The sequence below is a fragment of the Streptomyces sp. NBC_00727 genome, from assembly GCF_045161745.1.
Lineage (GTDB): Bacteria > Actinomycetota > Actinomycetes > Streptomycetales > Streptomycetaceae > Streptomyces.
The window spans coordinates 3,840,639-3,866,759 of the sequence record NZ_CP108981.1 but is presented as its reverse complement, the minus strand read 5'-3'; the positions used below and the strand labels follow the sequence as shown (position 1 = coordinate 3,866,759).

General features: G+C 70.8%; 26 protein-coding genes. 15 read left to right on the top strand and 11 right to left on the bottom strand.

Annotated features, from left to right (window positions below; all coding sequences use genetic code 11):
- Positions 1 to 142: 142 nt before the first annotated feature.
- The 7 genes from OG242_RS17240 to pstB all read left to right on the top strand — a co-directional run bounded on the left by OG242_RS17240 (position 143) and on the right by pstB (position 8,116).
- A complete protein-coding gene (locus OG242_RS17240) occupies positions 143 to 2,398 on the top strand; it encodes an RNA degradosome polyphosphate kinase (RefSeq protein WP_405899011.1) in 2,256 nt (751 codons plus the stop codon).
- Entirely contained in the window at positions 2,364 to 3,404 is a 1,041-nt protein-coding gene (locus tag OG242_RS17235) for a CHAD domain-containing protein (protein WP_405899010.1), read from the top strand. The genes OG242_RS17240 and OG242_RS17235 overlap by 35 nt, the downstream gene beginning before the upstream one ends.
- A complete protein-coding gene (locus OG242_RS17230) occupies positions 3,401 to 3,814 on the top strand; it encodes an NUDIX hydrolase (RefSeq protein ID WP_405899009.1) in 414 nt (137 codons plus the stop codon). The genes OG242_RS17235 and OG242_RS17230 overlap by 4 nt, the downstream gene beginning before the upstream one ends.
- 175 nt (positions 3,815 to 3,989) lie before the next feature.
- Positions 3,990 to 5,126 (top strand): phosphate ABC transporter substrate-binding protein PstS, encoded by a 1,137-nt coding sequence (gene pstS, locus OG242_RS17225; protein ID WP_405899008.1) that lies wholly within the window; start codon positions 3,990 to 3,992, stop codon positions 5,124 to 5,126.
- Between the two features lie 126 nt (positions 5,127 to 5,252).
- Entirely contained in the window at positions 5,253 to 6,239 is a 987-nt protein-coding gene (gene pstC, locus OG242_RS17220) for a phosphate ABC transporter permease subunit PstC (RefSeq protein WP_405899007.1), read from the top strand.
- Positions 6,236 to 7,315 carry a phosphate ABC transporter permease PstA gene (pstA, locus tag OG242_RS17215; protein WP_405899006.1) on the top strand — a complete coding sequence of 360 codons (1,080 nt, stop codon included), beginning with the start codon at positions 6,236 to 6,238 and terminating at the stop codon, positions 7,313 to 7,315. Before pstC ends, pstA begins: the two co-directional genes overlap by 4 nt.
- Before the next feature lie 24 nt (positions 7,316 to 7,339).
- Positions 7,340 to 8,116, top strand: coding sequence for a phosphate ABC transporter ATP-binding protein PstB (pstB, locus tag OG242_RS17210; RefSeq protein ID WP_405899005.1), 777 nt, complete (start codon positions 7,340 to 7,342; stop codon positions 8,114 to 8,116).
- Positions 8,117 to 8,238: 122 nt separating this feature from the next.
- Here pstB and OG242_RS17205 read toward each other — a convergent pair whose 3' ends face one another.
- On the bottom strand, positions 8,239 to 9,237 hold the full coding sequence (locus OG242_RS17205; protein WP_405899004.1) for an anion permease: 999 nt from the start codon (positions 9,235 to 9,237) through the stop codon (positions 8,239 to 8,241).
- Between the two features lie 5 nt (positions 9,238 to 9,242).
- A complete protein-coding gene (locus OG242_RS17200) occupies positions 9,243 to 9,863 on the bottom strand; it encodes a DUF47 domain-containing protein (RefSeq protein ID WP_026242618.1) in 621 nt (206 codons plus the stop codon).
- Between the two features lie 200 nt (positions 9,864 to 10,063).
- Between OG242_RS17200 and OG242_RS17195 the strand changes: the two genes are divergently transcribed.
- On the top strand, positions 10,064 to 10,441 hold the full coding sequence (locus OG242_RS17195) for a metal-sensitive transcriptional regulator (protein WP_405899003.1): 378 nt from the start codon (positions 10,064 to 10,066) through the stop codon (positions 10,439 to 10,441).
- A 10-nt stretch (positions 10,442 to 10,451) separates the two neighbouring features.
- Here OG242_RS17195 and OG242_RS17190 read toward each other — a convergent pair whose 3' ends face one another.
- A complete protein-coding gene (locus OG242_RS17190) occupies positions 10,452 to 10,646 on the bottom strand; it encodes a hypothetical protein (RefSeq protein WP_405899002.1) in 195 nt (64 codons plus the stop codon).
- 133 nt (positions 10,647 to 10,779) lie between these two features.
- A complete protein-coding gene (locus OG242_RS17185; protein WP_405899001.1) occupies positions 10,780 to 11,640 on the bottom strand; it encodes a hypothetical protein in 861 nt (286 codons plus the stop codon).
- A gap of 227 nt (positions 11,641 to 11,867) precedes the next feature.
- On the opposite strand from OG242_RS17185, the gene OG242_RS17180 reads away from it, so the two are divergent.
- Positions 11,868 to 12,041, top strand: a complete 174-nt coding sequence (locus OG242_RS17180; RefSeq protein WP_405899000.1) for a hypothetical protein — start codon at positions 11,868 to 11,870, stop codon at positions 12,039 to 12,041.
- 43 nt (positions 12,042 to 12,084) lie between these two features.
- Entirely contained in the window at positions 12,085 to 13,674 is a 1,590-nt protein-coding gene (locus OG242_RS17175) for an FAD-binding oxidoreductase (RefSeq protein WP_405898999.1), read from the top strand.
- A gap of 63 nt (positions 13,675 to 13,737) precedes the next feature.
- On the opposite strand, the gene OG242_RS17170 is transcribed toward OG242_RS17175, so the two are convergent.
- From OG242_RS17170 to OG242_RS17145, 6 genes are all read right to left on the bottom strand, one after another.
- Positions 13,738 to 14,469 (bottom strand): phosphatase PAP2 family protein, encoded by a 732-nt coding sequence (locus tag OG242_RS17170; protein WP_405898998.1) that lies wholly within the window; start codon positions 14,467 to 14,469, stop codon positions 13,738 to 13,740.
- Between the two features lie 243 nt (positions 14,470 to 14,712).
- Positions 14,713 to 15,723, bottom strand: coding sequence for an NlpC/P60 family protein (locus OG242_RS17165; RefSeq protein ID WP_405898997.1), 1,011 nt, complete (start codon positions 15,721 to 15,723; stop codon positions 14,713 to 14,715).
- Positions 15,724 to 15,805: 82 nt separating this feature from the next.
- Complete coding sequence (locus OG242_RS17160) at positions 15,806 to 16,360, bottom strand: hypothetical protein (RefSeq protein WP_405901637.1); 555 nt, start codon at positions 16,358 to 16,360, stop codon at positions 15,806 to 15,808.
- On the bottom strand, positions 16,360 to 18,150 hold the full coding sequence (locus OG242_RS17155) for an alpha/beta hydrolase (protein ID WP_405898996.1): 1,791 nt from the start codon (positions 18,148 to 18,150) through the stop codon (positions 16,360 to 16,362). The genes OG242_RS17160 and OG242_RS17155 overlap by 1 nt, the downstream gene beginning before the upstream one ends.
- On the bottom strand, positions 18,147 to 18,410 hold the full coding sequence (locus tag OG242_RS17150; RefSeq protein ID WP_405898995.1) for a hypothetical protein: 264 nt from the start codon (positions 18,408 to 18,410) through the stop codon (positions 18,147 to 18,149). The genes OG242_RS17155 and OG242_RS17150 overlap by 4 nt, the downstream gene beginning before the upstream one ends.
- Before the next feature lie 309 nt (positions 18,411 to 18,719).
- Positions 18,720 to 20,480, bottom strand: a complete 1,761-nt coding sequence (locus OG242_RS17145; RefSeq protein WP_405898994.1) for a hypothetical protein — start codon at positions 20,478 to 20,480, stop codon at positions 18,720 to 18,722.
- A 160-nt stretch (positions 20,481 to 20,640) separates the two neighbouring features.
- Between OG242_RS17145 and OG242_RS17140 the strand changes: the two genes are divergently transcribed.
- Positions 20,641 to 21,807, top strand: a complete 1,167-nt coding sequence (locus tag OG242_RS17140) for a low temperature requirement protein A (RefSeq protein ID WP_405898993.1) — start codon at positions 20,641 to 20,643, stop codon at positions 21,805 to 21,807.
- 7 nt (positions 21,808 to 21,814) lie between these two features.
- Here the strand turns inward: OG242_RS17140 and OG242_RS17135 are convergent, their stop codons facing one another.
- Positions 21,815 to 22,975 carry a hypothetical protein gene (locus OG242_RS17135; protein WP_405898992.1) on the bottom strand — a complete coding sequence of 387 codons (1,161 nt, stop codon included), beginning with the start codon at positions 22,973 to 22,975 and terminating at the stop codon, positions 21,815 to 21,817.
- A gap of 319 nt (positions 22,976 to 23,294) precedes the next feature.
- Between OG242_RS17135 and OG242_RS17130 the strand changes: the two genes are divergently transcribed.
- The 4 genes from OG242_RS17130 to OG242_RS17115 all read left to right on the top strand — a co-directional run bounded on the left by OG242_RS17130 (position 23,295) and on the right by OG242_RS17115 (position 25,953).
- Positions 23,295 to 24,074 carry a DUF4232 domain-containing protein gene (locus OG242_RS17130; RefSeq protein ID WP_405898991.1) on the top strand — a complete coding sequence of 260 codons (780 nt, stop codon included), beginning with the start codon at positions 23,295 to 23,297 and terminating at the stop codon, positions 24,072 to 24,074.
- 90 nt (positions 24,075 to 24,164) lie between these two features.
- Positions 24,165 to 24,599: a DUF6892 domain-containing protein gene (locus OG242_RS17125; protein ID WP_405898990.1), complete on the top strand. Its 435-nt coding sequence runs from the start codon at positions 24,165 to 24,167 to the stop codon at positions 24,597 to 24,599.
- A 76-nt stretch (positions 24,600 to 24,675) separates the two neighbouring features.
- Complete coding sequence (locus tag OG242_RS17120) at positions 24,676 to 25,365, top strand: DUF402 domain-containing protein (RefSeq protein ID WP_405898989.1); 690 nt, start codon at positions 24,676 to 24,678, stop codon at positions 25,363 to 25,365.
- A 279-nt stretch (positions 25,366 to 25,644) separates the two neighbouring features.
- Positions 25,645 to 25,953: a hypothetical protein gene (locus OG242_RS17115; RefSeq protein ID WP_018101695.1), complete on the top strand. Its 309-nt coding sequence runs from the start codon at positions 25,645 to 25,647 to the stop codon at positions 25,951 to 25,953.
- Positions 25,954 to 26,121 lie beyond the last annotated feature (168 nt).

Below are 26,121 nucleotides of genomic sequence, written 5' to 3'. Positions count from 1 at the left end.
CGACCCTCGCAGGATGCAGCCAGCTGTGCCGACCCCCCGCAACGGCCGAGATCCAGGCAGGACGCGCCCCGACCGCGCCGCCTCCGCGATCTCGTCCACCTCCGACGCGCCTACAAAGCGCTCCGCGCGGAACAATGGGTCCATGAGCCAGCAGCCCAGCTCCGAGGTCCCGGTCCAGCCCGCCGCCCAGCCCTCCGTCGGCACCCTCGCCGCACACCGGCCGCACGCCGTCGCCTCCGCCTCCTCACGGGAAGCCGGTCTGTCCACCGCCGCCGACTTCGACCCCGACATCGACGCCGACGCCGACGCCTACGAACCCGAGGCCGACGGGGACGAGCTGCCACAGGGCCGCTTCCTCGACCGGGAACGCAGCTGGCTCGCGTTCAACGAACGGGTGCTCGAACTCGCCGAGGACCCCACGACGCCCCTGCTGGAGCGGGCCAACTTCCTGGCGATCTTCGCGTCCAACCTGGACGAGTTCTTCATGGTCCGGGTCGCCGGCCTGAAGCGCCGCATCGCGACCGGGGTCGCCACCCGGTCCGCGTCCGGCCTCCAGCCCCGCGAGGTGCTGGACCTGATCTGGACCCGCTCGCGCGAACTCATGGCCCGGCACGCGGCCTGCTACCAGCAGGACGTCGCCCCCGCCCTGTCCGACGAGGGCATCCAGCTGATCCGCTGGCCGGAGCTGACCGAGAAGGAACAGGCCCGCCTGTTCACCTTCTTCCGCCAGCGCGTCTTCCCCGTCCTCACCCCCCTCGCCGTGGACCCGGCGCACCCCTTCCCGTACATCTCCGGCCTCTCGCTGAACCTCGCCGTCGTCGTACGCAACCCGGTCAGCGGCCACCGCCACTTCGCCCGGGTCAAGGTGCCGCCGCTGCTGACCCGCTTCCTGGAGGCGTCGCCGCAGCGCTACGTCCCCATAGAGGACGTCATCGCGGCCCACCTGGAGGAGCTGTTCCCGGGGATGGAGGTGCTGGCGCACCACATGTTCCGGGTCACCAGGAACGAGGACCTGGAGGTCGAGGAGGACGACGCCGAGAACCTCCTGAAGGCCCTGGAGAAGGAGCTCATGCGGCGCCGCTTCGGCCCGCCGGTCCGCCTGGAGGTCGAGGAGTCCATCGACCCGTACGTGCTGGACCTGCTGGTCCGCGAGCTGAAGGTGTCCGACGCCGAGGTCTACCCGCTGCCCGGGCCGCTCGACCTCACCGGGCTGTTCGGCATAGCGTCGCTGGACCGGCCCGAGCTGAAATACCCCAAGTTCATCGCCGGCACCCACCGCGACCTCGCCGAGGTGGAGTCCGCGTCCGCGCCGGACATCTTCGCCGCGGTGCGCGAGCGGGACGTCCTGCTGCACCACCCGTACGACTCCTTCTCCACTTCCGTCCAGGCCTTCCTGGAACAGGCGGCGGGTGACCCGGACGTCCTCGCGATCAAGCAGACGCTGTACCGGACCTCCGGCGACTCCCCGATAGTGGACGCCCTGATCGACGCCGCCGAATCCGGCAAACAGGTACTCGTGCTCGTCGAGATCAAGGCCCGCTTCGACGAGCAGGCCAACATCAAGTGGGCGCGCAAGCTGGAGGAGGCGGGCTGCCACGTCGTCTACGGGCTCGTCGGCCTGAAGACCCACTGCAAGCTCTCCCTCGTCGTCCGCCAGGAGGGCGACACCCTGCGCCGCTACTCGCACGTCGGCACCGGCAACTACCACCCGAAGACGGCCCGGCTCTACGAGGACCTCGGCCTGCTCACCGCCGACCCCCAGGTCGGCGCGGACCTCTCCGACCTCTTCAACCGGCTCTCCGGCTACTCCCGCCGCGAGACCTACCGCCGCCTGCTCGTCGCCCCCAAGTCGCTGCGCGACGGCCTGGTCGCCCGCATCACCAAGGAAGTCACGCACCACCGGGCCGGCCGCCCCGCCTACGTGCGGATCAAGGTCAACTCGATGGTCGACGAGGCGATCATCGACGCCTGCTACCGGGCCGCCCAGGCCGGCGTCCCCGTCGACATCTGGGTCCGCGGCATCTGCGCGATCCGCCCCGGCGTCACCGGCCTCTCCGAGAACATCCGGGTCCGCTCGGTCCTCGGCCGCTTCCTCGAACACTCCCGGGTCTTCGCCTTCGGCAACGGCGGCGAACCCGAAGTCTGGTTCGGCAGCGCCGACATGATGCACCGCAACCTCGACCGCCGCATCGAGGCCCTGGTCCGGGTCACCGACCCCGCCCACCGCGCCGCGCTCAGCCGCCTCCTGGAGACCGGCATGTCCGACACCACCTCCTCCTGGCACCTGGGCCCCGACGGCGAGTGGACCCGGCACTCCGTGGACGCGGACGGCAAACCCCTGCGGCACGTACAGGAAATGCTCATTGACGCCCGGAGGCGCCGGCGTGCGACGCCCTGACCAGCAGACCCAGGCCGCCGCCCCGGCCCACGCGCCCGGCACCACCGGCGTGAGCGCGGCGGCGGTACTCGGCCCCTACCTGCGCACCCAGGCCGCGGACTTCCTGCGCAGCCTGCGCCTGCACCGCGAGAGCACCGCTCCCACGAACGCCGGCTCCCGCGCCGCCGACCAGGCCGCCACCGCGCTGCGCCGCTCCTCCCGCCGGATCGGCTCCGCCCTGCGCACCTTCCGCACCGCGCTCGACCCGCTCTGGGCCGAGCAGCTGCGCACCGAACTGACCTGGCTGTCCGGCACCCTGGCCCGCGAGCACGCGTACGCGGACCGGCTGGCCCGCCTCCTCGAAGCGCTGCACGGCCTGTCCGGCGACCCCGTGCTCCCCGCCGCCCGCGCCTCCGGCGACTCCGCGGGACAGGGCCGCCCCGTCCTCGGCGTCGGCGCCGCCCGGGCCGGCGCCCTGCTGGAACGGCAGCTCACCCTCGCCCGGACCCGCGCCCACTCCGCCGCCCTCCAGGCCCTCGGCTCCGCCCGCTTCCACGCGGTCGCCGACTCCGTCGCGCTGCTCGCCTCCGAGGTCCCGCTCTCGCCCGCCGCGGCCGGCCCCGCCCGCGAACTCCTCGGCGAACCCGCGGACCGGGCGGAACAGCGGCTGCTCGGGGCGGTCGCCGCGCTGCCCCCGGACGAGTCGGCGGAGCCGTACAACGAGGCGCACGACGCGCCCTGGCACCAGACCCGGCTGCTGCTGCGGCTGCACCGGTACGCCCACGAGGTGGTGCACGGCGCCCCCGACCCGGTCCTGGCCGCCCCGGTCCACGCCCTCGACCTGCACCGGGACGCGGCGGAGGCGGCCGGCGCGGCGGCCGCGGCCGCCCGCACCCCGAGGATCGCCCCGGCGACCGCGTACGCCCTGGGCGTGCTCCACGCCGACCAGCGCCACGAGGTCGAGGCGGCGCGCGCGGTGTTCCGCGAGAGCTGGGCCTGCGCGACGACGGGCGCGGCCCGGTCATGAGCGGCACGGTGCGGGCGGCGGGCTGCGTGCTGTGGCGCCGGCCGCCCGCGTCCACCGGGGGCGTGGAGCTCTGCCTCGTACACCGGCCGCGTTACGACGACTGGTCCTTCCCCAAGGGCAAGCTGAAGCGCGGCGAGTCCCCGCGGGACGCGGCGCTCCGCGAGGTCCTGGAGGAGACGGGCCACCACTGTGTGCCGGGGGCCGTGCTGCCCATGGTCCGGTACGTCGCCAACGGCCGCCCGAAGGAGGTCACGTACTGGTGCGCCGAGGCCACGACGGGCTCCTTCACCCCGAACGACGAGGTGGACGCGGTGCTGTGGCTGCCGCCGGACACCGCCCGTGCACGGCTGACGCAGCCGCGCGACCGCGAGGTGCTGGACGCGGCGCTGAAGACGCTGCCGGAGGCGTAGGACCCGGAACCCAAGGGCCCGCCACGGTTCACCCCCCGTTCACCCACCCCCGTCAACCACGTCACCTGTTCTGCCTAATTTCAGACCTACCGGGTGCAGCGATCAGCCACTGCACCGCCCGCGTCGCACGCCGCCCGCAAGCAGCCGCGGCGGCTTCTGGAAGGAACACCCGAAAGTGAAGCTTCAGCGCAAGAACCGGCTTCGTGCCACCGCGCTCGGTGCCCTCGCCGTCTCCGGCGCCCTGGTCCTCACGGCGTGCGGTTCGGACGACAACAGCGGCGAGACCTCCGCCACCGGCGGCAACAAGACGAAGGCCGCGTCCAACGTCAAGTGCGACGGCGCCAAGGGCCAGCTGCGCGCCTCCGGCTCCAGCGCGCAGAAGAACGCCATGGACCTCTGGGTCAAGGAGTACATGGCCGCCTGCTCCGGCGTGGAGATCAACTACAACTCCTCCTCGTCCGGCGAGGGCATCGTCGCCTTCAACCAGGGCACCGTCGGCTTCGCCGGCTCCGACTCGGCGCTGAAGCCCGAGGAGGTCGCCGACTCCAAGAAGATCTGCAAGACCGGCCAGGGCATCAACCTCCCGATGGTCGGCGGCCCGATCGCGGTCGGCTTCCACCTCGAAGGCGTCGACAGCCTGACCCTGGACGCCCCGACCCTCGCCAAGATCTTCGACACGAAGATCAAGAAGTGGAACGACGAGGCGATCGCCAAGCTCAACCCCGACGCCGAGCTGCCGGACAAGGCGATCCAGCCCTTCCACCGCTCCGAGGACTCCGGCACCACGCAGAACCTCGGCAAGTACCTCGGCGCCGCCGCTCCGCAGGACTGGAAGTACGAGGCCGAGAAGAAGTGGCCCGCCCCCGGCGGCCAGGCCGCGTCCGGCTCCTCCGGCGTCGCCTCCTCGGTCAAGCAGGTCGACGGCTCCATCGGCTATTTCGAGCTGTCCTACGCCACCTCTCAGCAGCTCTCCACGGTCGACATCGACACCGGCGGCTCCGCCCCGGTCAAGGCGTCCTCCGAGAACGCCTCCAAGGCCATCGCCGCCGCCAAGGTCAAGGGCACCGGCAAGGACCTCGCGCTCGACCTCGACTACACCACCAAGGCCGACGGCGCCTACCCGCTGGTCCTCGTCACGTACGAGGTCGTCTGCGACACCGGCAACAAGGCCGACACCCTCGGCACCGTCAAGTCCTTCCTGACCTACACCGCCTCGGCGGACGGCCAGAAGCTCCTCACCGAGGCCGGCTACGCGCCGATCCCCGAGGAGATCAACGCCAAGGTCCGCGAGACCGTCGCCGGCCTCTCGTAACCAGCGGTACGACACACGACGCAACCGGCGGCCGGTCCGGAACACCCCTCCGGACCGGCCGCCACCGCCCCTCCGGTGCACCGCCGCCAGGGGAGCCCCGGCTCCCCCACACAGACCGGAAAGACCATGGCTTCCACCACACCACAGATACAGACCCCACCGGCAGGGCGCTCCCGCCCCCGGTCCACGGGCCGTGCCGGCGACCGGATCTTCCTCGGCCTCTCCCGCGGCTCGGGCATCCTGCTCCTGGTGATCATGGCGTCGATCGCCGTGTTCCTCAGCTACCGCGCCGCGGTCGCCATCTCCGAGGACGAGGGCAACTTCCTCACCACCTTCGACTGGAACCCGGCCGGTGACCCGCCCGTCTTCGGCATCGCCGTCCTGCTCTTCGGGACCGTCGTCAGCTCCGTCATCGCGATGGTCATCGCGGTCCCGGTTGCCGTCGGCATCGCCCTCTTCATCTCGCACTACGCCCCGCGCAAGCTGGCCGGCGCGATCGCGTACGTCATCGACCTGCTCGCCGCGGTCCCCAGCATCGTCTACGGCATCTGGGGCGCCCTCGTCCTCGTGCCGTACCTGGAGGGGCTGAACCTCTGGCTCGACCAGTTCTTCGGCTGGACCTACGTCTTCGAGAAGACCGAGATCGGCGTCGCCCGCTCGCTCTTCACCGTCGGCATCCTGCTCGCGGTCATGATCCTGCCGATCGTGACCAGCGTCAGCCGCGAGGTCTTCCTCCAGGTCCCCCGGACGAACGAGGAGGCCGCGCTCGCCCTCGGCGCCACGCGGTGGGAGGTCATCCGCCTCTCCGTGCTGCCCTTCGGCCGCTCCGGCGTGATCTCCGCGTCGATGCTGGGCCTCGGCCGCGCGCTCGGCGAGACGATGGCCGTCGCCACCGTCCTGTCGCCGAACTTCCTGATCTCGCTGCACGTGCTCAACCCGGGCGGCGGGACGTTCGCCCAGAACATCGCCGCGAAGTTCGGCGAGGCCGACGCGTTCGGGCGGGACGCCCTGATCGCCTCCGGCCTGGTCCTCTTCGTCCTCACCCTGCTGGTCAACGGCGCCGCGCGGCTCATCATCGCCCGCCGCAAGGAGTACTCGGGGGCCAACGCATGAGCCACGCCACCACCGTCCAGGACATCCCGACGCCCGCACCGGCCGCGCCGAAGCCAGGCCTCAGCACCCGGTCCCTGCCCCGCCTCGCCCCGCTCGGCTTCGCCGTCGCCGCGATCGCCCTGGGCGTCGGCCTCAGCCTCGCCGCCGGCTGGCAGAGCCGTGTGCAGTGGGGCCTGATCTCCGCGCTGCTCTTCCTGGTGATCTCGTACGTCACCACCAGCGTCGTCGAGAACCGGCGCCAGGCCCGGGACCGCCTGGCCACCAGCCTGGTCTGGGTCTGCTTCCTGCTCGCCGTCGTCCCGCTCGCCTCGCTGCTCTGGACCACCATCAGCCGCGGCTCCGAGCGACTCGACGGCTACTTCCTGACCCACTCGATGGCCGGTGTCCTCGGGCCCGAGGCCAGCGGCGGCGTCTACCACGCCCTGATCGGCACCCTGGAACAGGTCGGCATCGCCACCCTGATCTCCGCCCCGCTCGGCCTGCTCACCGCCGTCTACCTGGTGGAGTACGGCAAGGGCGCGCTGGCCAGGGCCGTCACCTTCTTCGTCGACGTGATGACCGGCATCCCGTCCATCGTGGCCGGCCTCTTCATCCTCTCGATCATGCTGATCGCCGGCCTGGAGCCGTCCGGCCTCATGGGCGCGCTGGCTCTGTCGATCCTGATGATCCCGGTCGTGGTCCGCTCCACCGAGGAGATGCTCAAGCTCGTACCGAACGAGCTCCGCGAGGCCTCCCTCGCCCTCGGCATCCCGAAGTGGCGCACCATCCTGAAGGTGGTCCTGCCGACCGCGATCGGCGGCATCGCGACGGGCGTCATGCTCGCCATCGCCCGCATCGCCGGGGAGACCGCGCCGATCATCCTGCTGGTCTTCGGCAGTCAGCTGATCAACACCAACCCCTTCGAAGGCGCCCAGTCGTCACTGCCGTTCTACATCTACGAGCAGTACAAGATCGGTGAGGCCGCGTCCTACGACCGCGCCTGGGCAGCGGCCCTGGTCCTGATCGCCTTCGTCATGATCCTCAATCTGGTGGCCCGCGGCATCGCCCGCTGGAAGGCCCCGAAGACGGGCCGTTAGGTCCGGGAAGCAGCAGTGATTCAGATGGCCAAGCGCATAGACGTCAGCGGACTGTCGGCCTACTACGGCAGCCACAAGGCGATCGACGACATCTCCATGACCGTGGAACCCCGCTCGGTGACCGCCTTCATCGGCCCCTCCGGCTGCGGCAAGTCCACCTTCCTGCGCACCCTGAACCGGATGCACGAGGTCACCCCCGGCGGCCGCGTCGAGGGCAAGGTGCTCCTGGACGACGAGAACCTGTACGGGGCCGGCGTCGACCCGGTCACCGTGCGCCGCACGGTCGGCATGGTCTTCCAGCGCCCGAACCCGTTCCCCACCATGTCGATCTTCGACAACGTGGCGGCCGGCCTGCGCCTCAACGGCTCGTACCGCAAGAGCGCCCTCAACGACATCGTCGAGAAGTCGCTGCGCGGGGCGAACCTGTGGAACGAGGTCAAGGACCGGCTGAACAAGCCCGGCTCCGGCCTCTCCGGCGGCCAGCAGCAGCGCCTGTGCATCGCCCGCGCCATCGCGGTCGAGCCGGACGTGCTGCTGATGGACGAGCCGTGCTCCGCCCTCGACCCGATCTCCACCCTCGCCATCGAGGACCTGGTCGGCGAGCTGAAGGAGCGGTTCACGATCGTCATCGTGACGCACAACATGCAGCAGGCGGCCCGCGTCTCGGACCGGACGGCCTTCTTCAACCTGGCGGCGGTCGGCAAGCCCGGCAAGCTCATCGAGATCGACGAGACGGAGCGCATCTTCTCCAACCCGTCGGTCCAGGCCACCGAGGACTACATCTCCGGCCGCTTCGGCTGATCCGCCCGGTCCCCCCGTACGGCCTTGGGGTGCTGCATGGCGGTGCCACCACAAGGCGAAAAGGGTCCGCCCCGCACTCCCGAGGGAGCGCGGGGCGGACCCACGAAATCAAGCCTGTCCGGCTAGCCGAACATCAGGTAGACGACCCCGTAACTCGCGGCGGCGACGAGCGCCGCGGCCGGCATCGTGATGAACCACCCGAGGATGATGTTCTTCGCGACACCCCACCGCACCGCGTTCACCCGCTTCGTGGCGCCCACACCCATGATCGCCGAGGTGATCACGTGCGTGGTCGAGATCGGCGCGTGGAAGAGGAACGCCGAGCCGAACATGATCGACGCACCCGTGGTCTCCGCGGCGAAGCCCTGCGGCGGGTCCAGCTCGATGATCTTCCGGCCGAGCGTACGCATGATGCGCCAGCCGCCCGCGTACGTACCCAGCGACAGCATCAGCGCGCAGACGAGCTTCACCCAGACCGGGATCGGATCGCTCGGGGACTCCACGTCGGCGATGACCAGGGCCATCACCACGATGCCCATCGTCTTCTGCGCGTCCTGCAGACCGTGCCCGAGCGCCATGCCCGCGGCCGAGACCGTCTGCGCGATACGGAAACCGCGCTTGGCCTTGTGCGGGTTGGCCTTCCGGAACATCCACATGATGGCGACCATCACCAGATAACCGACCACCAGGCCGATCACCGGGGACACGAACATCGGGATGACGACCTTGTCCAGCACCCCGTCCCAGTGCACCATCGTGCCGCCGGCCAGCGCCGCGCCGACCATGCCGCCGAACAGCGCGTGCGAGGACGACGAGGGCAGCCCGAAGTACCAGGTGATCAGGTTCCAGATGACGGCGCCGACGAGCGCGGCGAAGAGGATGCCCATCCCCTTGTTGCCCTCGGGCGTCGCGATCAGGCCCTCACTGACGGTCTTGGCGACCCCGCTGCCGAGGAACGCGCCCGCGAGGTTCATCACCGCCGCCATCGCCAGCGCCGCACGCGGCGTCAGCGCCCGCGTCGAGACCGACGTGGCGATCGCGTTCGCCGAGTCGTGGAAGCCGTTGGTGTACGTGAAGCCGAGCGCGACACCGATGGTCACGATCAGTACGAAGGTGTCCACGTGGTTCAGGACTCCTTGACCGCGATGGTCTCCACCGTGTTCGCGACGTGCTCGAACGCGTCGGCAGCCTCTTCCAGCACGTCCACGATCTGCTTCAGCTTCAGCACCTCTATGGCGTCGTACTTGCCGTTGAAGAGGTGGGCGAGCAGCTTGCGGTGGATCTGGTCGGCCTGGTTCTCCAGACGGTTGACCTCGATCCAGTACTCGGTGAGGTTGTCCATCGTGCGCAGACCCGGCATGGCCTCGGCGGTCAGCTCGGCCGCCCGTGCCAGCACCTCGACCTGCTGCTCCACACCCTTCGGGAGCTGGTCGATCTGGTACAGCACGACCAGGTCGACGGCCTCCTCCATGAAGTCCATGATGTCGTCGAGCGACGACGCGAGGTTGTAAATGTCCTCACGGTCGAACGGCGTAATGAAGGAGGAGTTCAGCTGGTGGAAGATCGCGTGGGTGGCATCGTCCCCCGCGTGCTCCGCTGCCCGCATACGCTCCGCGATCTCGACTCGGGAGGCAGAATCCGCCCCGAGCAGTTCCATCAGGAGTTTCGAGCCCGTGACGATGTTGTCCGCGGATGCGGAGAACATGTCGTAGAAGCTCGTCTCCCTGGGGGTCAGACGAAAGCGCACGTGGGGTCCTCGGGGTGCTTTGGATTCGGTCAGGCTGATGCTAGGCGCATCATCCGGCCACGGCTAACCGGCATTCTTCAGTGTCGCGCATCAGGCACAGTGATCAGCACGGGACCCCGGTCACGTTTCAGCTGAATTCGTTAGGATATACCCACCAGGGGTATTCAAACGGCAGGGTAAAGGGAAAACGGGAGGCAGCAATGACGACCACCGAGGCCACGGGTACGCAACCCGCGCCGGACGCGGCGCCCGGCGCGGCCCCCGTCGAAGCCGTCGTGACCGACCACGACCGCGGGATACACGGCTACCACCACCAGAAGACCGAGCACCTCAAGCGCCTGCGCCGCGTCGAGGGCCAGATCCGCGGCCTCCAGCGCATGGTCGACGAGGACGTCTACTGCATCGACATACTCACCCAGGTCTCGGCGTCCACCAAGGCCCTCCAGTCCTTCGCGCTCCAGCTCCTGGAGGAGCACCTGCGCCACTGCGTCGCCGACGCGGCCCTCAAGGGCGGCGAGGAGGTCGACGCCAAGGTCGAGGAGGCCACCAAGGCCATCGCCCGCCTGCTGCGCACCTGATCCCGCCCCGTCAGCCCTGGTGGTGGCCCTGCCGGGGGACGGTGGTGCGGTCGGTGCTCACCTTCACATCGAGCACCTCGTCGATACGGTCCGCGCTGAGCCGTTCCCCGATCGCCGCCGACGCCGCGATCATCAGTTCCCCGCACAGCTCGATCTCGGCGAGCGCCACATGGTCCGATACGGCCGGGGCCCCGAGCGTCACCACGTCACTCACCTCTCACTGCCGTCACCGGCTTTCCAGGGTAGAGAGCCCGATACGCGCCGCGCATGGCACGGACGGACCATTTCGCCGCCACCGGGGGGCTAGACCGTCTCCCGCGACGTCCGTGCGATTCATCTCACGCCCGCCCCTGCTCGATCTCACCGGTGTAGATGTCCCGCTCCGCCGGCAGCCGTACGGTCACCGGCGCCCCGAACCCGTACAGCAGCGTCGTCGAGACCACCTCCGCCGCCGGGCCCTCGTTGGCGAAGCTGAACCGGTGGCGCACCTTGCGCAGCCGGCCCTCCTCGTCCAGATACGCGTCGAACGGCACGGTCCGCGTGCGGAACCCTGTCGCCGCCGCCGCCAGCGACGCCCGCGAGCCCGGAGCCGCCAGCCGCGCCGCCCGGCCGATGTCGACCGTCCCCCGGTAGTGCCGCACGGTCACCCCGGCCAGGTCCGTCTCGCCCATGTACGTCACGGCCCCCGCGCCGCGCAGCAGTTCGGCGGCGGCCAGCGGATCGGTCACCCCGCCGGTGACGAGGTTGCCGTCCTCCAGCGTCGTCGTGTCGATCCGCACCCACTTGCCGGCGGGCACCCCTGCGCCCCGGTTCATCATGTACAGCGCGCCCGGGGCCAGCAGCTCGGTGATCGGCCGGTGCTCCTCCTCGCCCGCCGCGTCCGGCGGCAGCACGACCTTCAGCCGCCCCGCCCCGGCCCGGAAGTCGTACGCCCCCGTGCCCCTGATCGTGACCCGGGTGCCACCGGCCGCCGTCTCCATCGACGTACTCACCTCGGCGCTCGCGACCCCCGCACCGGCGAGCACCGACGCCGCCCGCCGCACCACCTCGACGGCCCCGTCCCGGGCGTCCGCCGCGGCGGCGGCGCGGTCCACGCCCCCGTCACCCGCGCACCCGGCGGCCGCCGCCACCACGCCCGCCACGGCGAGGGCACGCACGGCGCGCACCCCGCCTCCGGCCCTGTGCTGCTGCACCACCATCGCCTGCCATCCCCAACGACGTACCGCTTGCCCGAGGCCCCACCCGCTTCGCATAACGACAACCCCTGGCGCCTGTAACGTCCTGGGCCCCGATTGCCGTCACGCGGTGGGCCGAGGGGGCGCCCTGCCGGCCGGGGCCGGGCCCGCGACGCCCGGCGCGTAACCCCCCGGTGGCCCGTTCCGCGGACCCCTCCCGGCCGGGCCGCCCCGCCCAGTACCGTGGTCGCGTGTACGACCAACACGCCGCCGAGGCCGCGCCGGCCCGGCCCGCCCATGAACCCACCACCGTCGAACGCGGCTCGTTCTGCACCGCCCGCTGCGCCTGCGGCTGGTCCGGGCCCGCCCGCCGGTCCCGCGACCGGGCCCGCGCGGACGCCGAGGAACACCGCAGCACGGCCTGAGCACCGGCCCTCCCCTCCCCCTCTCCCCCACCCCGGAGGTCCGATGACCCTGCCGAACCGGCGCACCCTCCTCGCGGCAGGCGCCGCCGCCGTCCTCACCGGTGCCACGACGACCGCCTGCGAGGGCGCCGACCCGGCGGACCCGGCCCCCGGCGACACCCCGGCCCCCACCGGATCCGCCTCGCCCCCGGCCCCCTCGAAGTCCGCCCCCTCCGGCCCCGCGGACTGGCCCGCACTGGCCAAGAGCCTCGACGGCCCCGTGATCCGCCCCGGCGACACCGCGTACCCGACGGCCCGCCAGCTCTACAACACCCGCTTCGACGGCCAGAGACCGGCCGGCATCGCCTACGTCCGGCACGAGGACGACATCCGCGAGTGCCTCGCCTTCGCCCGCCGAACCTCCGTACCGGTCTCGATCCGCAACGGCGGCCACTCCTACGCCGGCTGGTCGAGCGGCAACGGACGCCTGGTCATTGACGTCTCGTCACTCTCCCGCGTGGAGGGGAACGGCACGATCGGCGCGGGCGCCAAGCTCCTCGACGTCTACGAGGGCCTCGCCGCGCACGGCGTCACGATCCCCGGCGGCTCCTGCCCCACGGTCGGCATCTCCGGCCTCACCCTCGGCGGCGGCCACGGAGTCGCCGCCCGCGCCTACGGCCTGACCTGCGACAACCTCACCTCCGCCACCCTCGTCACGGCCGACGGCCACACGGTGACCGCCGACGCCACACACAATCCCGACCTCTTCTGGGCGCTGCGCGGCGCGGGCAACGGCAACTTCGGCGTCGTCACGGGGCTCCGCTTCCGTACGCACTCCGCCCCGCAGACCGTCACCGCGTACATGTCCTGGCCGTGGTCGCGCGCCCGGGACGTCGTCACCGCCTGGCAGGAGTGGGGCCCGGACCAGCCCGACGAGATCTGGTCCGCCGCACACCTCGCGGCCGGCCCCGGCGGCAGCAACCCGACGGTCTCGGTCTCGGCGTTCAGCCTCGGCACGTACGGGGACCTGCAGAACGCCGTCGACCGCCTCGCCGACCGCATCGGCGCCTCCGCCACCTCGGTCTCGCTGCGCCGCCGCGGCTACCGGGAGGCGATGCTCGTGTACGCGGGCTGCTCGGGCATCACCGACGCGCAGTGCCACCTCCCGGGCACCACGCCGGGCCGCACCGCACAGGGCACCCTCCAGCGCGAGACGTACGCCGCCGCCTCCGACTTCTACGACCGCTCACTGCCCCCGGCGGGCGTGTCGGCCCTGCTCTCCGCGGTCCAGGCGTTCACCCGGCTCTCCCCCGGCCAGGGCGGTGGCGGTTCGGTCGCGCTCACCGCGCTGGGCGGGGCGGTCAACCGGGTCGCCCCGCAGGCCACGGCGTTCGTCCACCGCCGCTCCCGGATGCTCGCCCAGTACATCGGTGCCTGGCGCCCCGGCATCCCGGGCACCGCCCAGCAGAACTGGCTGAAAGACACCCACGCGGCGATGCGCCCGTACGCCTCCGGAGCGGCGTACCAGAACTACACGGACCCGTCCCTGACCGACTGGCGCGAGGCGTACTACGGCTCGGGGACGACGCGCCTGGCCCAGGTGAAGAAGCGGTACGACCCGGAGGGGCTGTTCTCGTACCCGCAGGGGGTGTAGGGCCCCGGGAAACACCGGCGCCCCGGAGGCCGACGCCTTCCGGGGCACCTGGGGCTGCCGGTCTCAGGCCGCGAGGCCCTTCTCACCGTCGGAGCCGCCGCCGCGCGAGCCGGGCCGCGGCTCGGGAATCCCGAGCGCGTCGTCCTCGCCGGAGGCCACCGCGCGGGGCCGGCGCGAACGGACGAGCGGGCCGAGGCGGGGCGACCGGGAGACGGCCGCCACCAGCGGCGTCAGCAGCATCATGGCCAGCGGGGCAAGGAGCAGCGCGACGGCCGTACCGAGGGCGAAGCCGCCGATGACGTCGGTCGGGTAGTGGACGCCCATGTAGACCCGGCAGAAGCCCTCCAGCAGCGCGAGCCCGATGGCCGCGATGCCGAACTTCCGGTGCGCCACGAAGAGCCCGACGCCGAGCGCCATCGCCATCGTGGCGTGGTCGCTGACGAACGAGAAGTCGTTCTTGCCGTCGACCAGGACGTCGAGGCCGGAGTGGTCCTTGAACGGCCGCGGCCGTTCGACGAAACCGCGGATCGGGATGTTGATGAGCAACGCGATGCCGGCCGCGAGCGGGGCCCAGACGAGCCCGGCCACCGCCGACACCGACTGCTCCGCCGTGCCGCGCCGGCGGACGCTCCACCAGCACCACAGGACCACGAGGACCATGCTGAGCATGATCCCGTACTCTCCGACGAACTCCATGACCCGGTCGAACCAGGTGGGAGCGGACTTGGCGAGCCCGTTGATGTCGTAGAGCAGGCTGACGTCGGGGTTCGACCCATCCAGTGCGAGTCCAGCCATCTGCTGCGGCCCCTTGCCTTGTCTGCTGCTGCGGCACACGTCCCTGTGCACCGCGATTCACGAACCCCCGTGTTATTCGGTTCGTCCACGTCGATCACTCACACGTCCACCAGAGAACGACGTGCGCCGCGTGTACGTTCCACTCTCCACCGAATGATCACCATGACGTTATCGAAGAGTGACACAACGTCGCAGCTCAGGGCCCGGGCTTCACGGAGAGTTCCGGCCACCGGCACGCGCGAGTCAGGCCGCGGGCCGCGTGGTCGGCAGAGCCGCGGCACCGTCCTTGGTCACGCGTGTGGCGCCGAAGTAATCGGGCGTGTCGATCTTGTCGAACCGGATGACCGCCCCAGTGTACGGAGCGTTGATCATGTACCCGCCTCCGACATAGAGGCCGACGTGATGAATGGCACGTGAATTGGTCAGATCGTCGGAGAAGAACACCAGGTCGCCGGGGAGCAGTTCGTCGCGCGAGGGGTGCGGCCCGGCGTTGTACTGGTCGTTCGCCACGCGGGGCAGCTCGATGTCGACGGAGCGGTACGCGGCCTGGGTCAGCCCGGAACAGTCGAACCGCCCGCCCTGCTCGGCCGTACCGTTGCCACCCCACAGGTACTTGGTGCCGAGCTTCTTCTGCGCGAAGTAGATCGCCCCGGCCGCCTGCTGCGAGGGCTGCACCCGCCCGACGGGCCGCGCGAAGCTCTTCTCCAGGGACCGGATGATCTTGACGTAGTTCTTGGTCTCGGCGATGCCCGGAACCCCGCCGGACTTGATCACGCGGTACGCCCCCGCGTTGTACGCGGCGAGCATGTTGTCCGTGGGGTCGCCGGGCACCTTCTTCACGTACCCGGCGAGCTCGCAGTCGTAGGACGCGGCGGAGGGGATGGCGTCGGCCGGGTCCCACACGTCCCGGTCCCCGTCCCCGTCCCCGTCGATGCCGTGCCCGGCCCACGTCCCGGGGATGAACTGAGCGATGCCCTGCGCGGCGGCGGAGCTCTCGGCGCGGGGGTTCCAGCCGCTCTCCTGGTAGAGCTGCGCGGCGAGCAGTGCGGGGTTGATGGCGGAACAGAGGTTCCCCCACTTCTGCACGGCCCCCTGGTACTTGGCCGGCACCGCCCCCTTGGCCAACGCGACGGCCCCCCCACCGCCGCCCCCCACGAGCCCGGCGGCAGCGGAGTAGGTCCCGACGACAAGCAACGCCACAAAACACGCGGCGGCCCCCACGCCGACCCCTGCGGCCAACCAGAATCTACGCACCCGTCAACCATCCCTCATCCGGGGAGGTTTCGGGGGGCGCTTTCGACGGTGTGTACGAGTCAGCGGGGCGCGCGGATGGCGCTCAGGGAGCGCCATCGGACCAGAAGTCGTCGCGGACGTTGGGGCGGGGCAACGGGTAGACCCCGTCGTAGGAGGGCCCGTTGGGCGGAGTCGTGGACTCCGCCACCTCGGACTCCTCCACGCAGGGACTATCCACCTCAAAGAAGGCCTGGCCCTTCCCTCCAACGCTCAAGGTGACGCCGAAACCATCGCTGGTTTGCGCATAAATGGCGGGCAGATCGACGTCCTTGTTGACCGCCTTGATCCTGTATCCATTCTTCCGCCAGAACCGGTCAACCACTCCCAGTAGACTACCCCGACGCTCTTCGGAAACAACGGTCATAACGACCCTCATCCGCGATACGTCGCAACGCCCGGTACTGGTGGGCCCATGAGCCCATTGAACCGCCGGCTTGATCTCTCTCATAACCTGATCCAAGATTTCGTCGGCTCGATCTGCCGCGCCTTGCATGTCCATGCCGACACGTCCCCCCTCAGCAACTCGATCGCTGCCTCCACAGCCCGGCAGGTAAAGAAAAATCAGCAGCGCAGCACCCAGCCTCAACGCCCGCCGCATCACCGCGCCTCCTCTACCTTGACCTTGTCAGCCTTCCCAGCTGCAATAAGAGCAATACTGTCGGCCGACACCGCGTCCCGTTCTGGGTCAACATCGAAATAGCCAGAGTGGGCATCGATCGACAGTCCACCAAGTCCAACGGGACGAGGTCCTGGCGCTACCGGGAAACGTCTGGCGCCAAACGCTTCACTCGCCGGATCCTTCCCGAACCACAGGTCATCGTCGCCTTGATCCGCAGCATCGCCGAACAGGTACGCAGCGACGGGTCCCCCGGGCATGGCGTAGAGACCGGCAGCTGCCTGCCGACGTGACGGCATTTTGGTCACGATGTCATTCTCAGCTGCACCTACGAAGACGTGGTTCTTACCCACCCCAAGATCCTCCGCTCGATCCACGCCAACCCCTGGGCTTCCAACCAACACGATGTCGTCGACCCCCGGAATTCCGCCGCCCTGCTGTGTAGCGGCCCCCACTGTGCGCGATCCGTACGAGTGTCCAATTGCCGTCATATGAGGATCCTCGTGAGCATTCGTAGCCGCCAGGCCGGCCATAAATTGATTGAACGCACCCCCACCCTTGACAGCCCTGTCGTCCCCCGCCACGGCGAAGCTACTCAGTCCGTCCGGAAATTGCGGCGCGTCATAGCCGAGCCAAACCATCGATGCACTCGAGTGGTCGTACTTGATAGCGGCCCTCGCAGTGTCCCTCGCCCGCTTAACGTCCCCCGTAGCAAAGTCCTTATCCAACGACGTATTCAACCCCGGCACATATGCCGAAACATTCCGCGCCGTATCCGGGTTCCCGAACGACACAATCGCCCTGCCGTTTCCCTCGTCGCCGATGCCGAGGAGGTACATCGGCGGCTGGCCGCCCTCGTTCAGTTGCCGTTGGATCTCCCGCAACCCCGCCAACCGCACCCCGGACGTCTCGTCCGACCGTCCCTCCAGCTTGCCGATCAGGAGCTGGAGGTTGTCCCGGTTCGCGGTGTCGCGGACAAGGGACGGGATGCCGTCCAGGTTGCCGATCTGGTCCGGGTACACCGCGAGGTACTCCTCGCGCTGTTCGTCCGTCAGGTGCTCCCACCACTCGCGCCTCGCCGCAGGCGACGCGTCACGCGGGATGCGGGACTTCAGGTAGCCGCGCGCAGCCTCCCGTACCGCCGCCGCGTCCCCCGCCGCATCGGTCCACGTGCGGTCCGGGACCTTCAGGCCCTCCTCCGCCTTGAGCCTGCGCAGCACGCGCGCGAAGCGCCAGTCGATCTGCGAGGCCGTCCGGACCGCCCTGTCGACCCGGTCCGCGATGTCCTGCGCCTTCGCGGCGTGCGGGTTCGCACCGGTCAGGCCCGAGGGCGGGTACAGGCCGGGCATCGCCCCCACCGTGCCGCCCGGCGTCCCCTCAAGCGGACTCGCGCCCACGGCCGGATACGTCACCGAGCCATCCGGGTGCACGGTGTACTTCAGCGACTCCGCATCGTCCAGCGCCCGCCGCAGCGCGGTCTGCTGCACCCGCAGGTCGTGCGCGAGGCTGTTCAGCGCGGTGCGGACCAGACCGCACTCGGTGTACACGTACTGCAGGTTGCGGCCGAGCCGCCGCAGCCGCCCGACCGCCGCGTCGGCCGCCGCACCGTGCTGGTTCTCGCGCAGGCCGGCCAGCAGTTGCTTCTCGATGCGGTCCCGCCCGGCATCCGCGCGGTTGCTGGCCTTGCCCCAGCCGTCGGCCGCGCTCTCCAGCTCGGCGCATTTGATGTCACGCAGCTGGGCCCACGTCAGCGTGGAGTCCAGCACTGTCATCGCTCGACCCCACGGGTCCGGCGCGCGACGGGCGAGAAGGACGACCGCACGGACTCGTTGGTCTCAGCCTGCGCCCGCGCCACGGCGCGAAGGCTGCCCGCCAGGGCCCCGCACTCGTGGCGGGCGGACTCGAACCGCCGGACCCAGGATTCCTGTACGACGCCCAGCTCGGCGAGGGCCCTCAGGCCTGCGGTCCCGGCGGCCAGCCCCTCGTGGGCGGTCGTCAGTTCCACGCGTACGGGACCGAGATGGGCACCCATCCCCTCCGCGCCCCCGGCGGCCCGCAACCACGCGCCCCCGCTGTGCCGCAGCTCGTCCCCAACGGAGGAGCCGCCCCCCACGGAGGAGCCGCCCCCCGTCCCGCCACCCGCCAGATCGCTCAGCCTCAACCGCGCACCACTCACCGCTCGCCCCGTTCTTGATCGTGAAGATCGTGGAGCGGCACTGTGCCAAACCCGGCAACCGCGACACGCCGGACACCCGGCCGCTGGGAAGCGGGTATCGCCCCGCTCCCCGGACCTGCCAACGCCTCGCCCCCACCGACGGATCACCCGAACGGTGGACCGGCGCTAACGCCCGTACGTCCTCGGATCCTCCGCGGCCAGCCGGGCCAACGCGGCCGCCGCCCGGTCCTGCGGCGGGGCGCCGTCATCGGGGATGCTCCAGAGGAGCTGGCGCGGGGAGCCGTCCTCGGAGTCGTACCGGAGGCTGATCACCGTCTCGTCGGGGTCCCGGAAGGCCGTCCCGGTCCAGCCGAGCCGGACGTTCCAACGGGTGAGGAGGTCCGGCCGGCCACGCAGTCCGGCGACGATCAGCCGGGCGGTCCGGCGGGCCGGCCACGCCCGGCCGTCGTCGCTCTCCGCGCGGGCGACCTCGGTGTCGTACGCGGCGGCGTCGAAACGGAGTTCGGGCAACTCGCGTTTGCCGGCCGGCGGAACCGGGCAGCGCCACCCGGACCACACGACCTGGTCCCCGTCCCGCCGCACGGTGACGTACAACGCACCGCAGCAGCCCTCGGTGCAGTACGCCTCGGCGAGCTGCACCTCGTGGGGCTCGTCCGTGGCCCGCAGGAGGCCGGTGCCTAGCAGCTCCTCGGGCGCGTTGGCGGGCCCCCGGCCGAAGTAGTCCGGCACGAGCGGGCGCCCGTCGACGAGGATGCGCGCCTCGACCGTGGCGGGGTCGTCGGGGTCGCGGTGGTGGACCTCGATGCGCAACGGCGCGGGAGGGGCGCACGGGGAACGCAACGCCCGCGCCCGCGTACGCCGCATCCACGCGAACCGCCTCCGCGCGCCGGGCCCGTCCCCCTCCTGGTCCGCCACCGCCTGCCACTCCGGCCGGCTCAGGACGGCCGTGAGCTGCGACTGCGCCGCCTCCCGCCGCCCGGGACCCCAGTCGTGCAGGATGACGGGCCCGGTGCGCAACTCCTGGACGGCGGAGAGCAGGAGGGCGTGATGGTCCGGGGTGGCCGGGAGGAGACCGGCGTACCGCGCGAGTTCCTCGTACACACGAGGGGCGTCCGGGTAGGAGAGGATCTCGGGCCGGTAGTCGCGCAGGGTCGTCATGCGGAACAGCAGCCGCCCCGCCTGGGCGACCAGTTCGCCCCTCTCCGCGAGCGGCAGGTCATCGGCGCCCGTCAGCAGATCGGCCAGCCGGGACGCCTCCGCGACCCTCCGCACCACCTCGGGCGACACGTCTCCCGACAGCGCGACGACCCGTTCCCGTACGGCGGCACGGTCGCCGGAGTCGAGCGCGGCGAGCAGCGGCTGCAGCTCCGGCGCCCCGTTGGGGTTGCGCAGGTCGAGCACGGCGGCGGCCGGCCGGTCCAGGGCGTCGAGCGCGTGGACGACGGGCCGTACGAGGGTGCGCAGCACGCCGAGGGTACGGAGATACGGCACGTCCTCCGGCTCGCCCAGCTCGCTCAGGAGGGCGATGCCGGTGCAGACGGCCGGGTAGCTGACGCCGGTACGCACCAGGACGCGCGCCGGGGCCCGCGCCCGTTCCTCGTTCTCCACCAGCAGCCCGGCGACGAGAAGGCGCAGGGTGCGGTGCCGGACGGGCGGATCCATGGCCGCCAGCCGCCGGTGCGCCTCCTCCGCCGCCTCGACGGCGTCCGGGGCAACCAGCAACGGCCCGAGCAGGCGAGCCACTTCGTCCCTGGTCCGGGTGAAGTCACGGCTCGCCCGGTTGGACGGGACGAGGCGGGGTACGGGTGGTGCCGCGTCGGCCCGGGACCACGGTCCCTCGGGCTCGGCCTGCTGGACCCGCAGCGCGCACGCGTAGAGGGACGAGGGCCGGGAAGGGAGCGCTCCGCGCTCTTCCGGGGCGCTCAACGGGCGGGGCGGTTCTCGATTCCATAGGTCATGGACGGGAGTGTGACAGGGCCGCCCGCAGACGTGCCATTGCTTTTCCCACGCACCGGCCCCCCTACACACCGAAACCCGGGCGCGGCCCGCTCCGCCCTGCCCCGCCCAGCCGGAAGAATGCGCCCCCATGAGCTCATCGTCCCCCTCCCCCAGCTTCTGGCACCGGCCGATGGTGGCCCGCCGCGCCGACGAGCAGCACCGCGCATCCACGATGCTGGAGCTGTTCTTCGACCTCTGCTTCGTCGCCGCCGTAGCCCAGGCCGCCTCCGCGTTCGAACACGAACTCGCCGCCGGCCGCATCGGCCACGGCGTACTCGGCTACGCGATGGTGTTCTTCGCGATCTGGTGGGCGTGGATGAACTTCACGTGGTTCGCCTCCGCGTACGACACCGACGACGTCCCGTACCGGCTCCTGACGCTCGTACAGATCACCGGCGCGCTCGTCCTCGCGGCGGGCGCGGCCGAGGCGCTGGAGCACGAGGACTTCACCGTCATCACCTGGGGCTACGTGGTCATGCGGCTCGCCATGGTCACCCAGTGGCTGCGCGCCGCCCGCTCGGACCCGGAACGGCGCCGCACCTGCCTGGGGTACGCCGCAGGGATCTTCCTGGTGCAGATCGGCTGGGTCGTACGGCTGGCCCTTCCCGACGACACCGGGCTCGTCACCTTCGCGATCCTCGTACTGGCGGAGATCGCCGTTCCCGCACTGGCGGAACGCAAAACCACCACCACCTGGCACCCGCACCACATCGCCGAGCGGTACGGCCTGTTCACGCTGATCGTGCTGGGCGAATCCATCACCGCCGCCACCGGAGCCGTACGCACCGCCCTGGACACCCACGCGGCGCTCGGCGACCTCGCCGCCCTGGTCGCGGGCGGCCTGCTGACCGTGTTCGCCCTGTGGTGGCTCTACTTCGCGCAGAGCGCGCCCCGGCTGCTGACCAGTCTGCGTACGGCGCTGCTGTGGGGCTACGGCCACTACCTGGTCTTCGCGTCGGCGGCGGCCGTCGGCGCCGGGCTGGCGCTCAACGTCGCGCACACCGAGGGCCACGGCCACATCTCCGACCGCACGGCGGCGGCCGTCTACACCGTCCCGGTCGCCGTGTTCATCACCCTCGTGTGGCTGCTTCACCACCGCACCGCCGGCCTGCGCCGCGCGGCCGACGTCCTCCACCCGGTGGCGGTGCTCGCGGTCCTGGCGGCCACGTTCGCACCGTCACCCATCCTGACGACGGGCATCGTCACCGCACTCCTCATCGCCGCGACCCTGCTCCTGGCGTCCCGGAAGCGATGACGCGCGCTCAGCGGCCGCCCCGTGCCACCTGCCCCGGCAGGACGATCCCCTGCGCGTGGGCGGTCTTCCCCGGCCGCAGGGTCCACGGCACCGGGGGTGTGGAGGTCAGCCAGCCCTCGTCGATGAGCGTGCGCACGATGATGCCGCGCAGTTCCCGGGACAGCTTCCGCCACCCCAGGCCCTTGCACAGCTGCCCGTACGACGGCCCGTGGCCGTGCCCCGTACGGAACGCCACGGTGAACTGGGCGGCCTCGCGCCCGCTCTCCGGGTGGGCGGCCCGCCAGGTGTCGTAGGCGTCGAGGGCCGACCGGGGCATGGGCAGCGGGGAGGGCGGGGTCATGAACCCATTCGCGACGCGGATGAAGGCGAGACGGCAGAGCCGGCAGTTCTCGACGGCCTCCACGTGTCGCAGCAGCGCGGGGCTGACGTCCGCCTTCCACGCCGCCCAGCTCTCCGGTGTGGCCTCGGCGGCGGCCGCCGCTTCCCGGGCCGCCAGCCGTTCCTCCTCCTCCCGCGCGAGTGCGGCAAGCTCCTCCGGGGTACGGAAGAGGCCGGCGAGGTGCCCCACCGTCGGGCCTAGCCGGTACGTCTGCCCCCTCACCTCGGCGAGGAACCCCTTCTCCAGGAGCGTGGGCACCGCCCCGTAACAGGCGACGGGCAGCTCGGCCGGAGCCTGGCCGACCAGCTCGGCGGAGGAGTGGGCCGCCAGGAACAGCGCCGCCAGCCGGACCCCCGACGCGCCCTTGCGTACGGGCTTGGCCACCCGCGTACGCATGGACCAGCCCGACACCCGCGACCGCGCCTCCTTGCCCAGGGGCAGTACATGGCCGGGTCCGGGGGCCATGCCCGGCACGACGATGCCGACCGGCTTGTCCGGGTCACCGCCGATCAGCTCACCGGGCACCTGCCAACCGGCCGCGGCCAGTTCGGCCACGGCAGCCTCCGGGTCCTCCAGCCGCAACGACCGCAGATCGGTCCCCGTGAGGTTTCCGGTCCCCGTCCGGGCGGCCCGGATCCCCACGACGACCGCGAGGAGCTGTGCGTCGACGGAGTTCAGCGGCAGGGCGGCCACGTACGACAGGAGCGCGCGGGCGGCCTCCCCCTGGCGCGGCGTGAGCAGGAAGGGCGGCGGGGCGGCGGCACCGCCCTCGACGGAAGCGGTCGTCACGGGCGGCACGGCGGACACGACAGGCTTGGGCACATCACATCTAACGGTGATCGCACCACCGAAGTCACGCGCGCGGACCGAATCCTTCCAGAACGGCCCCGGGTCATGCCTGCCCGGGTGGCCCGAAGGGCGCCCGGAGCCCGCACGGAGCCCGCCCGAAGGGGCGTCAGCGGGACGTCAGGGAGGCGTTAGCAGAACATGAGCGGCGGGCGGGAGTCTTCTTGTGTCAGAAGGCCCGGAGGGGGAGCGGTTCGCCGCAGGTCCCGGGCTCTGGCCGCACCGACCGATCATCCGACCGCCACACACTTCGGGGAACTCCATGCGTACGAACCGCAAGCACACCGCCGCCCTCGGCACCGCCGTCACCGCCGTGCTCGCCCTCGCCCTCACCGCCTGTGGCGGCGACGGCGGCGGCACCAAGTCGGCCGGCCCGGCGGACAACTCCGCGTCCGCCGAGGCCACGGTGGTCGCCAAGGACAATGCCAAGGACGACGCACAGGGCGGCACGGCCTCCGACGGCGCGACGACGGGCGGCTCCACGGACGCGGTCTCTTCCAGCACCGGCAAGTCCAAGGGCGGCGCCGCGAACACGGGCGGCTCGACGAGCGGGGCCACCAGCGGCAACACCAGCGACGACTACGCCTACAAGCACCCCTGCAAGAGCTCGGACCTGTCGGTGCGCGTGTACGCCCGCGAGGGCTCGGCCACCCAGCACGTGATCGAGGTCAACAACACCGGCACGAACTCCTGCGGCCTGAGCTACTTCCCGCGCGTCAGCCTGGGCGCCTCGAACGCCAAGGACCACAGCGGCGACATCCTCCCGCTGGTCCCGGGCGGCCTGGGCGGCGCCCCCGCGTACCCGGTCAAGCCGAAGACCGCCGCGATCGCGGTGATCGACCTCAACCCGGGCGGCGGAAACGGCGTGACCTGGGTCAACGAGCTGAACGTGCTCGCCGACGGCGACAACATGGCCAACGCCGAGCAGCTCAACTTCCCGCTCGGCCCGGACGTGAAGGTCGGCACCCCGAAGCTGGGCCTGTACCGCAGCACGATCGCGGACGCGGTGGCCTCCATGAAGCAGGCGAACACGAAGTCCTGACCCGGACGGGCCGTGACGGACGGCGACGAAGCACCTGGGCCCTCGGGCGGACCATGGCGGTCTGTCCGAGGGCACCGTTACGATCCCGGCATGCCTGCCTTCCGCGATTTCAACTTCAAGCTCCTCGTCATCGAGAAGCTCATGTACGACGACGAGACACTCACCCCGGCGTTCCGCATAGCCGACTGCCTGAAGGCGAAGGGCATCGACGACCCGCAGACCTACGCCTACGACAACGACCTCGCCTTCACCGTCCTCGACGAGGCCCGCACCCACTTCGAGGCGCTGGAGATCAGCCCGGAACTGCTGGCGACCGTGGAGACGCTGGACCTCGACGGCGGGCTTCAGGTGTACCAGGAGTGCTCCCCGGTCTGGGACGGCGAGGACGACCTCTACGACGTGGGCTCGCTCGACGACTTGGACCTGCTGCCCAACCTGCGGCTGATCACGGGGGTGGACGACTGCGGCATGGGCGCCGCGTTCGACTCCGACGTCCTCGCGAGCCGGGGTATCGCCACTGACTGACGGGCCGTGAGACGGCCCCGCGCGGGCCCATCGCCCGTAAGTGTCCGCGGTGCGCGCGGCGGGCATGATCAAAAGCATGAAAGAGGACAAGAGGGACACCGCAAGCAGCACTCCGGGTCAGATCCTGCACTGGAACTTCTTCATAGGCGGCCACCTCGGCGCCTCCGTGCCCGTGCGCCTCGTCGAACGCACGGACGCGGGACAGCTTGTGTGGATGAAATCGGGCACTCCGATGTGGCACACCGTCCTGCCGCGCGGCATCACCCACCTGCGGGACATCGACCCGCACGAACGTCCGGCCGAGGGCTTCCCCGTGGTCGCGGGCCGCTGGCCGATGGGCGACGCCCTCTTCTACCAGCCGACGGGAGCCGCGCACTCGGTGCTCTGGCTCTTCGGCCGCAGACACAAGTTCCGCGGCTGGTACGTCAATCTCGAACGGCGCGTCCATCACGGCGCCGACATCGACATCAGCGACCACGAGCTGGACATCAACGTCGCGCCGGACCGTACGTGGACCTGGAAGGACGAGCGGTCCTTCGCGGAGAAGACCGGCCACCCCGCGTACTGGACGGCCGAGGAAGCCCACGCGATCCGGTCCGAAGGAACGACGGTCGCACAGCTCGCCGAGGCCGGAACCTTTCCCTTCGACGGCTCCTGGTGCGATTTCCGGCCACCGTCCCGGTGGAAGACCCCACCCCGCCCGCCTACCCCCCGCCACCCGCTCCTCCGCCCGACAGGCACTCAGACCTGGCGCCCCGCGTCCTGAACAGCGCGCCACGACCGCTTCGGGGCATCTCGGCCGGTCTGGCGTGATGACGATCATTGCCCGGCGTCACTCTCCGTGATACACAGAGTAACCATATGCATTTCGTCCATACACCGATTCGATCCGCAGGTCAGGGCGGTCAGACCGGTCAAATGTGCGAGATCCGGGTAAAGAGAGCCATGAAGCCGTCGTACGAATCCAGTTTCATCAGCGAAGATAGAGAGTGACTCGTGCCGTGCGGTACGGGCGCCGAACTACCCAACAGGGGCGGTGACTTACATGATCCTGGCAGCTGAGAAGGGCGACATCACCACCATCATCGGCGGAATCGCCCCGAACTGGGGGCCGTTCGGGACCCTTGGCAACGAGGCCCGCGTGATGATCGAGGTGGTGATGGCGATCGCCATCCTGCTGTGCCTCGGCATCGCGGTCTGGGGAGCGGCCAAGCAGCGGATCGGCGCCACGGCTCTGCGCGACACGTTCAGCGCGGAACAGGGCAAGGGACTGATCGTGGCCGGTCTGACCGGTGTGTTCATCATCGGATCGCTCGGGACCCTGTTCACCATTGTGTATGGGATGGCGGTCTGACCGGGCGTCACCCCTGACCGGGGCCGTCGTCCACCCGTCCGCCCCACCCCCCCATCCGTCCGTCGTGCCCACCGGCAGAGGTTGCGTACCCCTGATGTCGAGTCACCACACCGCCTCCGCGCGGAGAGCAGCACGGCTACCGTCGTACTACGACACGGTCCGAGCCAC

Bases quoted from the DNA above. Each gene is read 5' to 3' on its own strand.
- pstC (WP_405899007.1), top strand. From the start codon at position 5,253: ATGGCTTCCACCACACCACAGATACAGACCCCACCGGCAGGGCGCTCC.
- OG242_RS17125 (WP_405898990.1), top strand. From the start codon at position 24,165: ATGCCTGCCTTCCGCGATTTCAACTTCAAGCTCCTCGTCATCGAGAAG.
- OG242_RS17140 (WP_405898993.1), top strand. From the start codon at position 20,641: ATGAGCTCATCGTCCCCCTCCCCCAGCTTCTGGCACCGGCCGATGGTG.
- OG242_RS17195 (WP_405899003.1), top strand. From the start codon at position 10,064: ATGACGACCACCGAGGCCACGGGTACGCAACCCGCGCCGGACGCGGCG.
- OG242_RS17230 (WP_405899009.1), top strand. From the start codon at position 3,401: ATGAGCGGCACGGTGCGGGCGGCGGGCTGCGTGCTGTGGCGCCGGCCG.
- OG242_RS17155 (WP_405898996.1), bottom strand. From the start codon at position 18,150: ATGACAGTGCTGGACTCCACGCTGACGTGGGCCCAGCTGCGTGACATC.
- OG242_RS17170 (WP_405898998.1), bottom strand. From the start codon at position 14,469: ATGGCTGGACTCGCACTGGATGGGTCGAACCCCGACGTCAGCCTGCTC.
- OG242_RS17185 (WP_405899001.1), bottom strand. From the start codon at position 11,640: ATGGTGGTGCAGCAGCACAGGGCCGGAGGCGGGGTGCGCGCCGTGCGT.
- OG242_RS17175 (WP_405898999.1), top strand. From the start codon at position 12,085: ATGACCCTGCCGAACCGGCGCACCCTCCTCGCGGCAGGCGCCGCCGCC.
- pstA (WP_405899006.1), top strand. From the start codon at position 6,236: ATGAGCCACGCCACCACCGTCCAGGACATCCCGACGCCCGCACCGGCC.
- OG242_RS17160 (WP_405901637.1), bottom strand. From the start codon at position 16,360: ATGCGGCGGGCGTTGAGGCTGGGTGCTGCGCTGCTGATTTTTCTTTAC.
- OG242_RS17130 (WP_405898991.1), top strand. From the start codon at position 23,295: ATGCGTACGAACCGCAAGCACACCGCCGCCCTCGGCACCGCCGTCACC.
- OG242_RS17240 (WP_405899011.1), top strand. From the start codon at position 143: ATGAGCCAGCAGCCCAGCTCCGAGGTCCCGGTCCAGCCCGCCGCCCAG.
- OG242_RS17150 (WP_405898995.1), bottom strand. From the start codon at position 18,410: ATGGGTGCCCATCTCGGTCCCGTACGCGTGGAACTGACGACCGCCCAC.
- OG242_RS17115 (WP_018101695.1), top strand. From the start codon at position 25,645: ATGATCCTGGCAGCTGAGAAGGGCGACATCACCACCATCATCGGCGGA.
- pstB (WP_405899005.1), top strand. From the start codon at position 7,340: ATGGCCAAGCGCATAGACGTCAGCGGACTGTCGGCCTACTACGGCAGC.
- OG242_RS17120 (WP_405898989.1), top strand. From the start codon at position 24,676: ATGAAAGAGGACAAGAGGGACACCGCAAGCAGCACTCCGGGTCAGATC.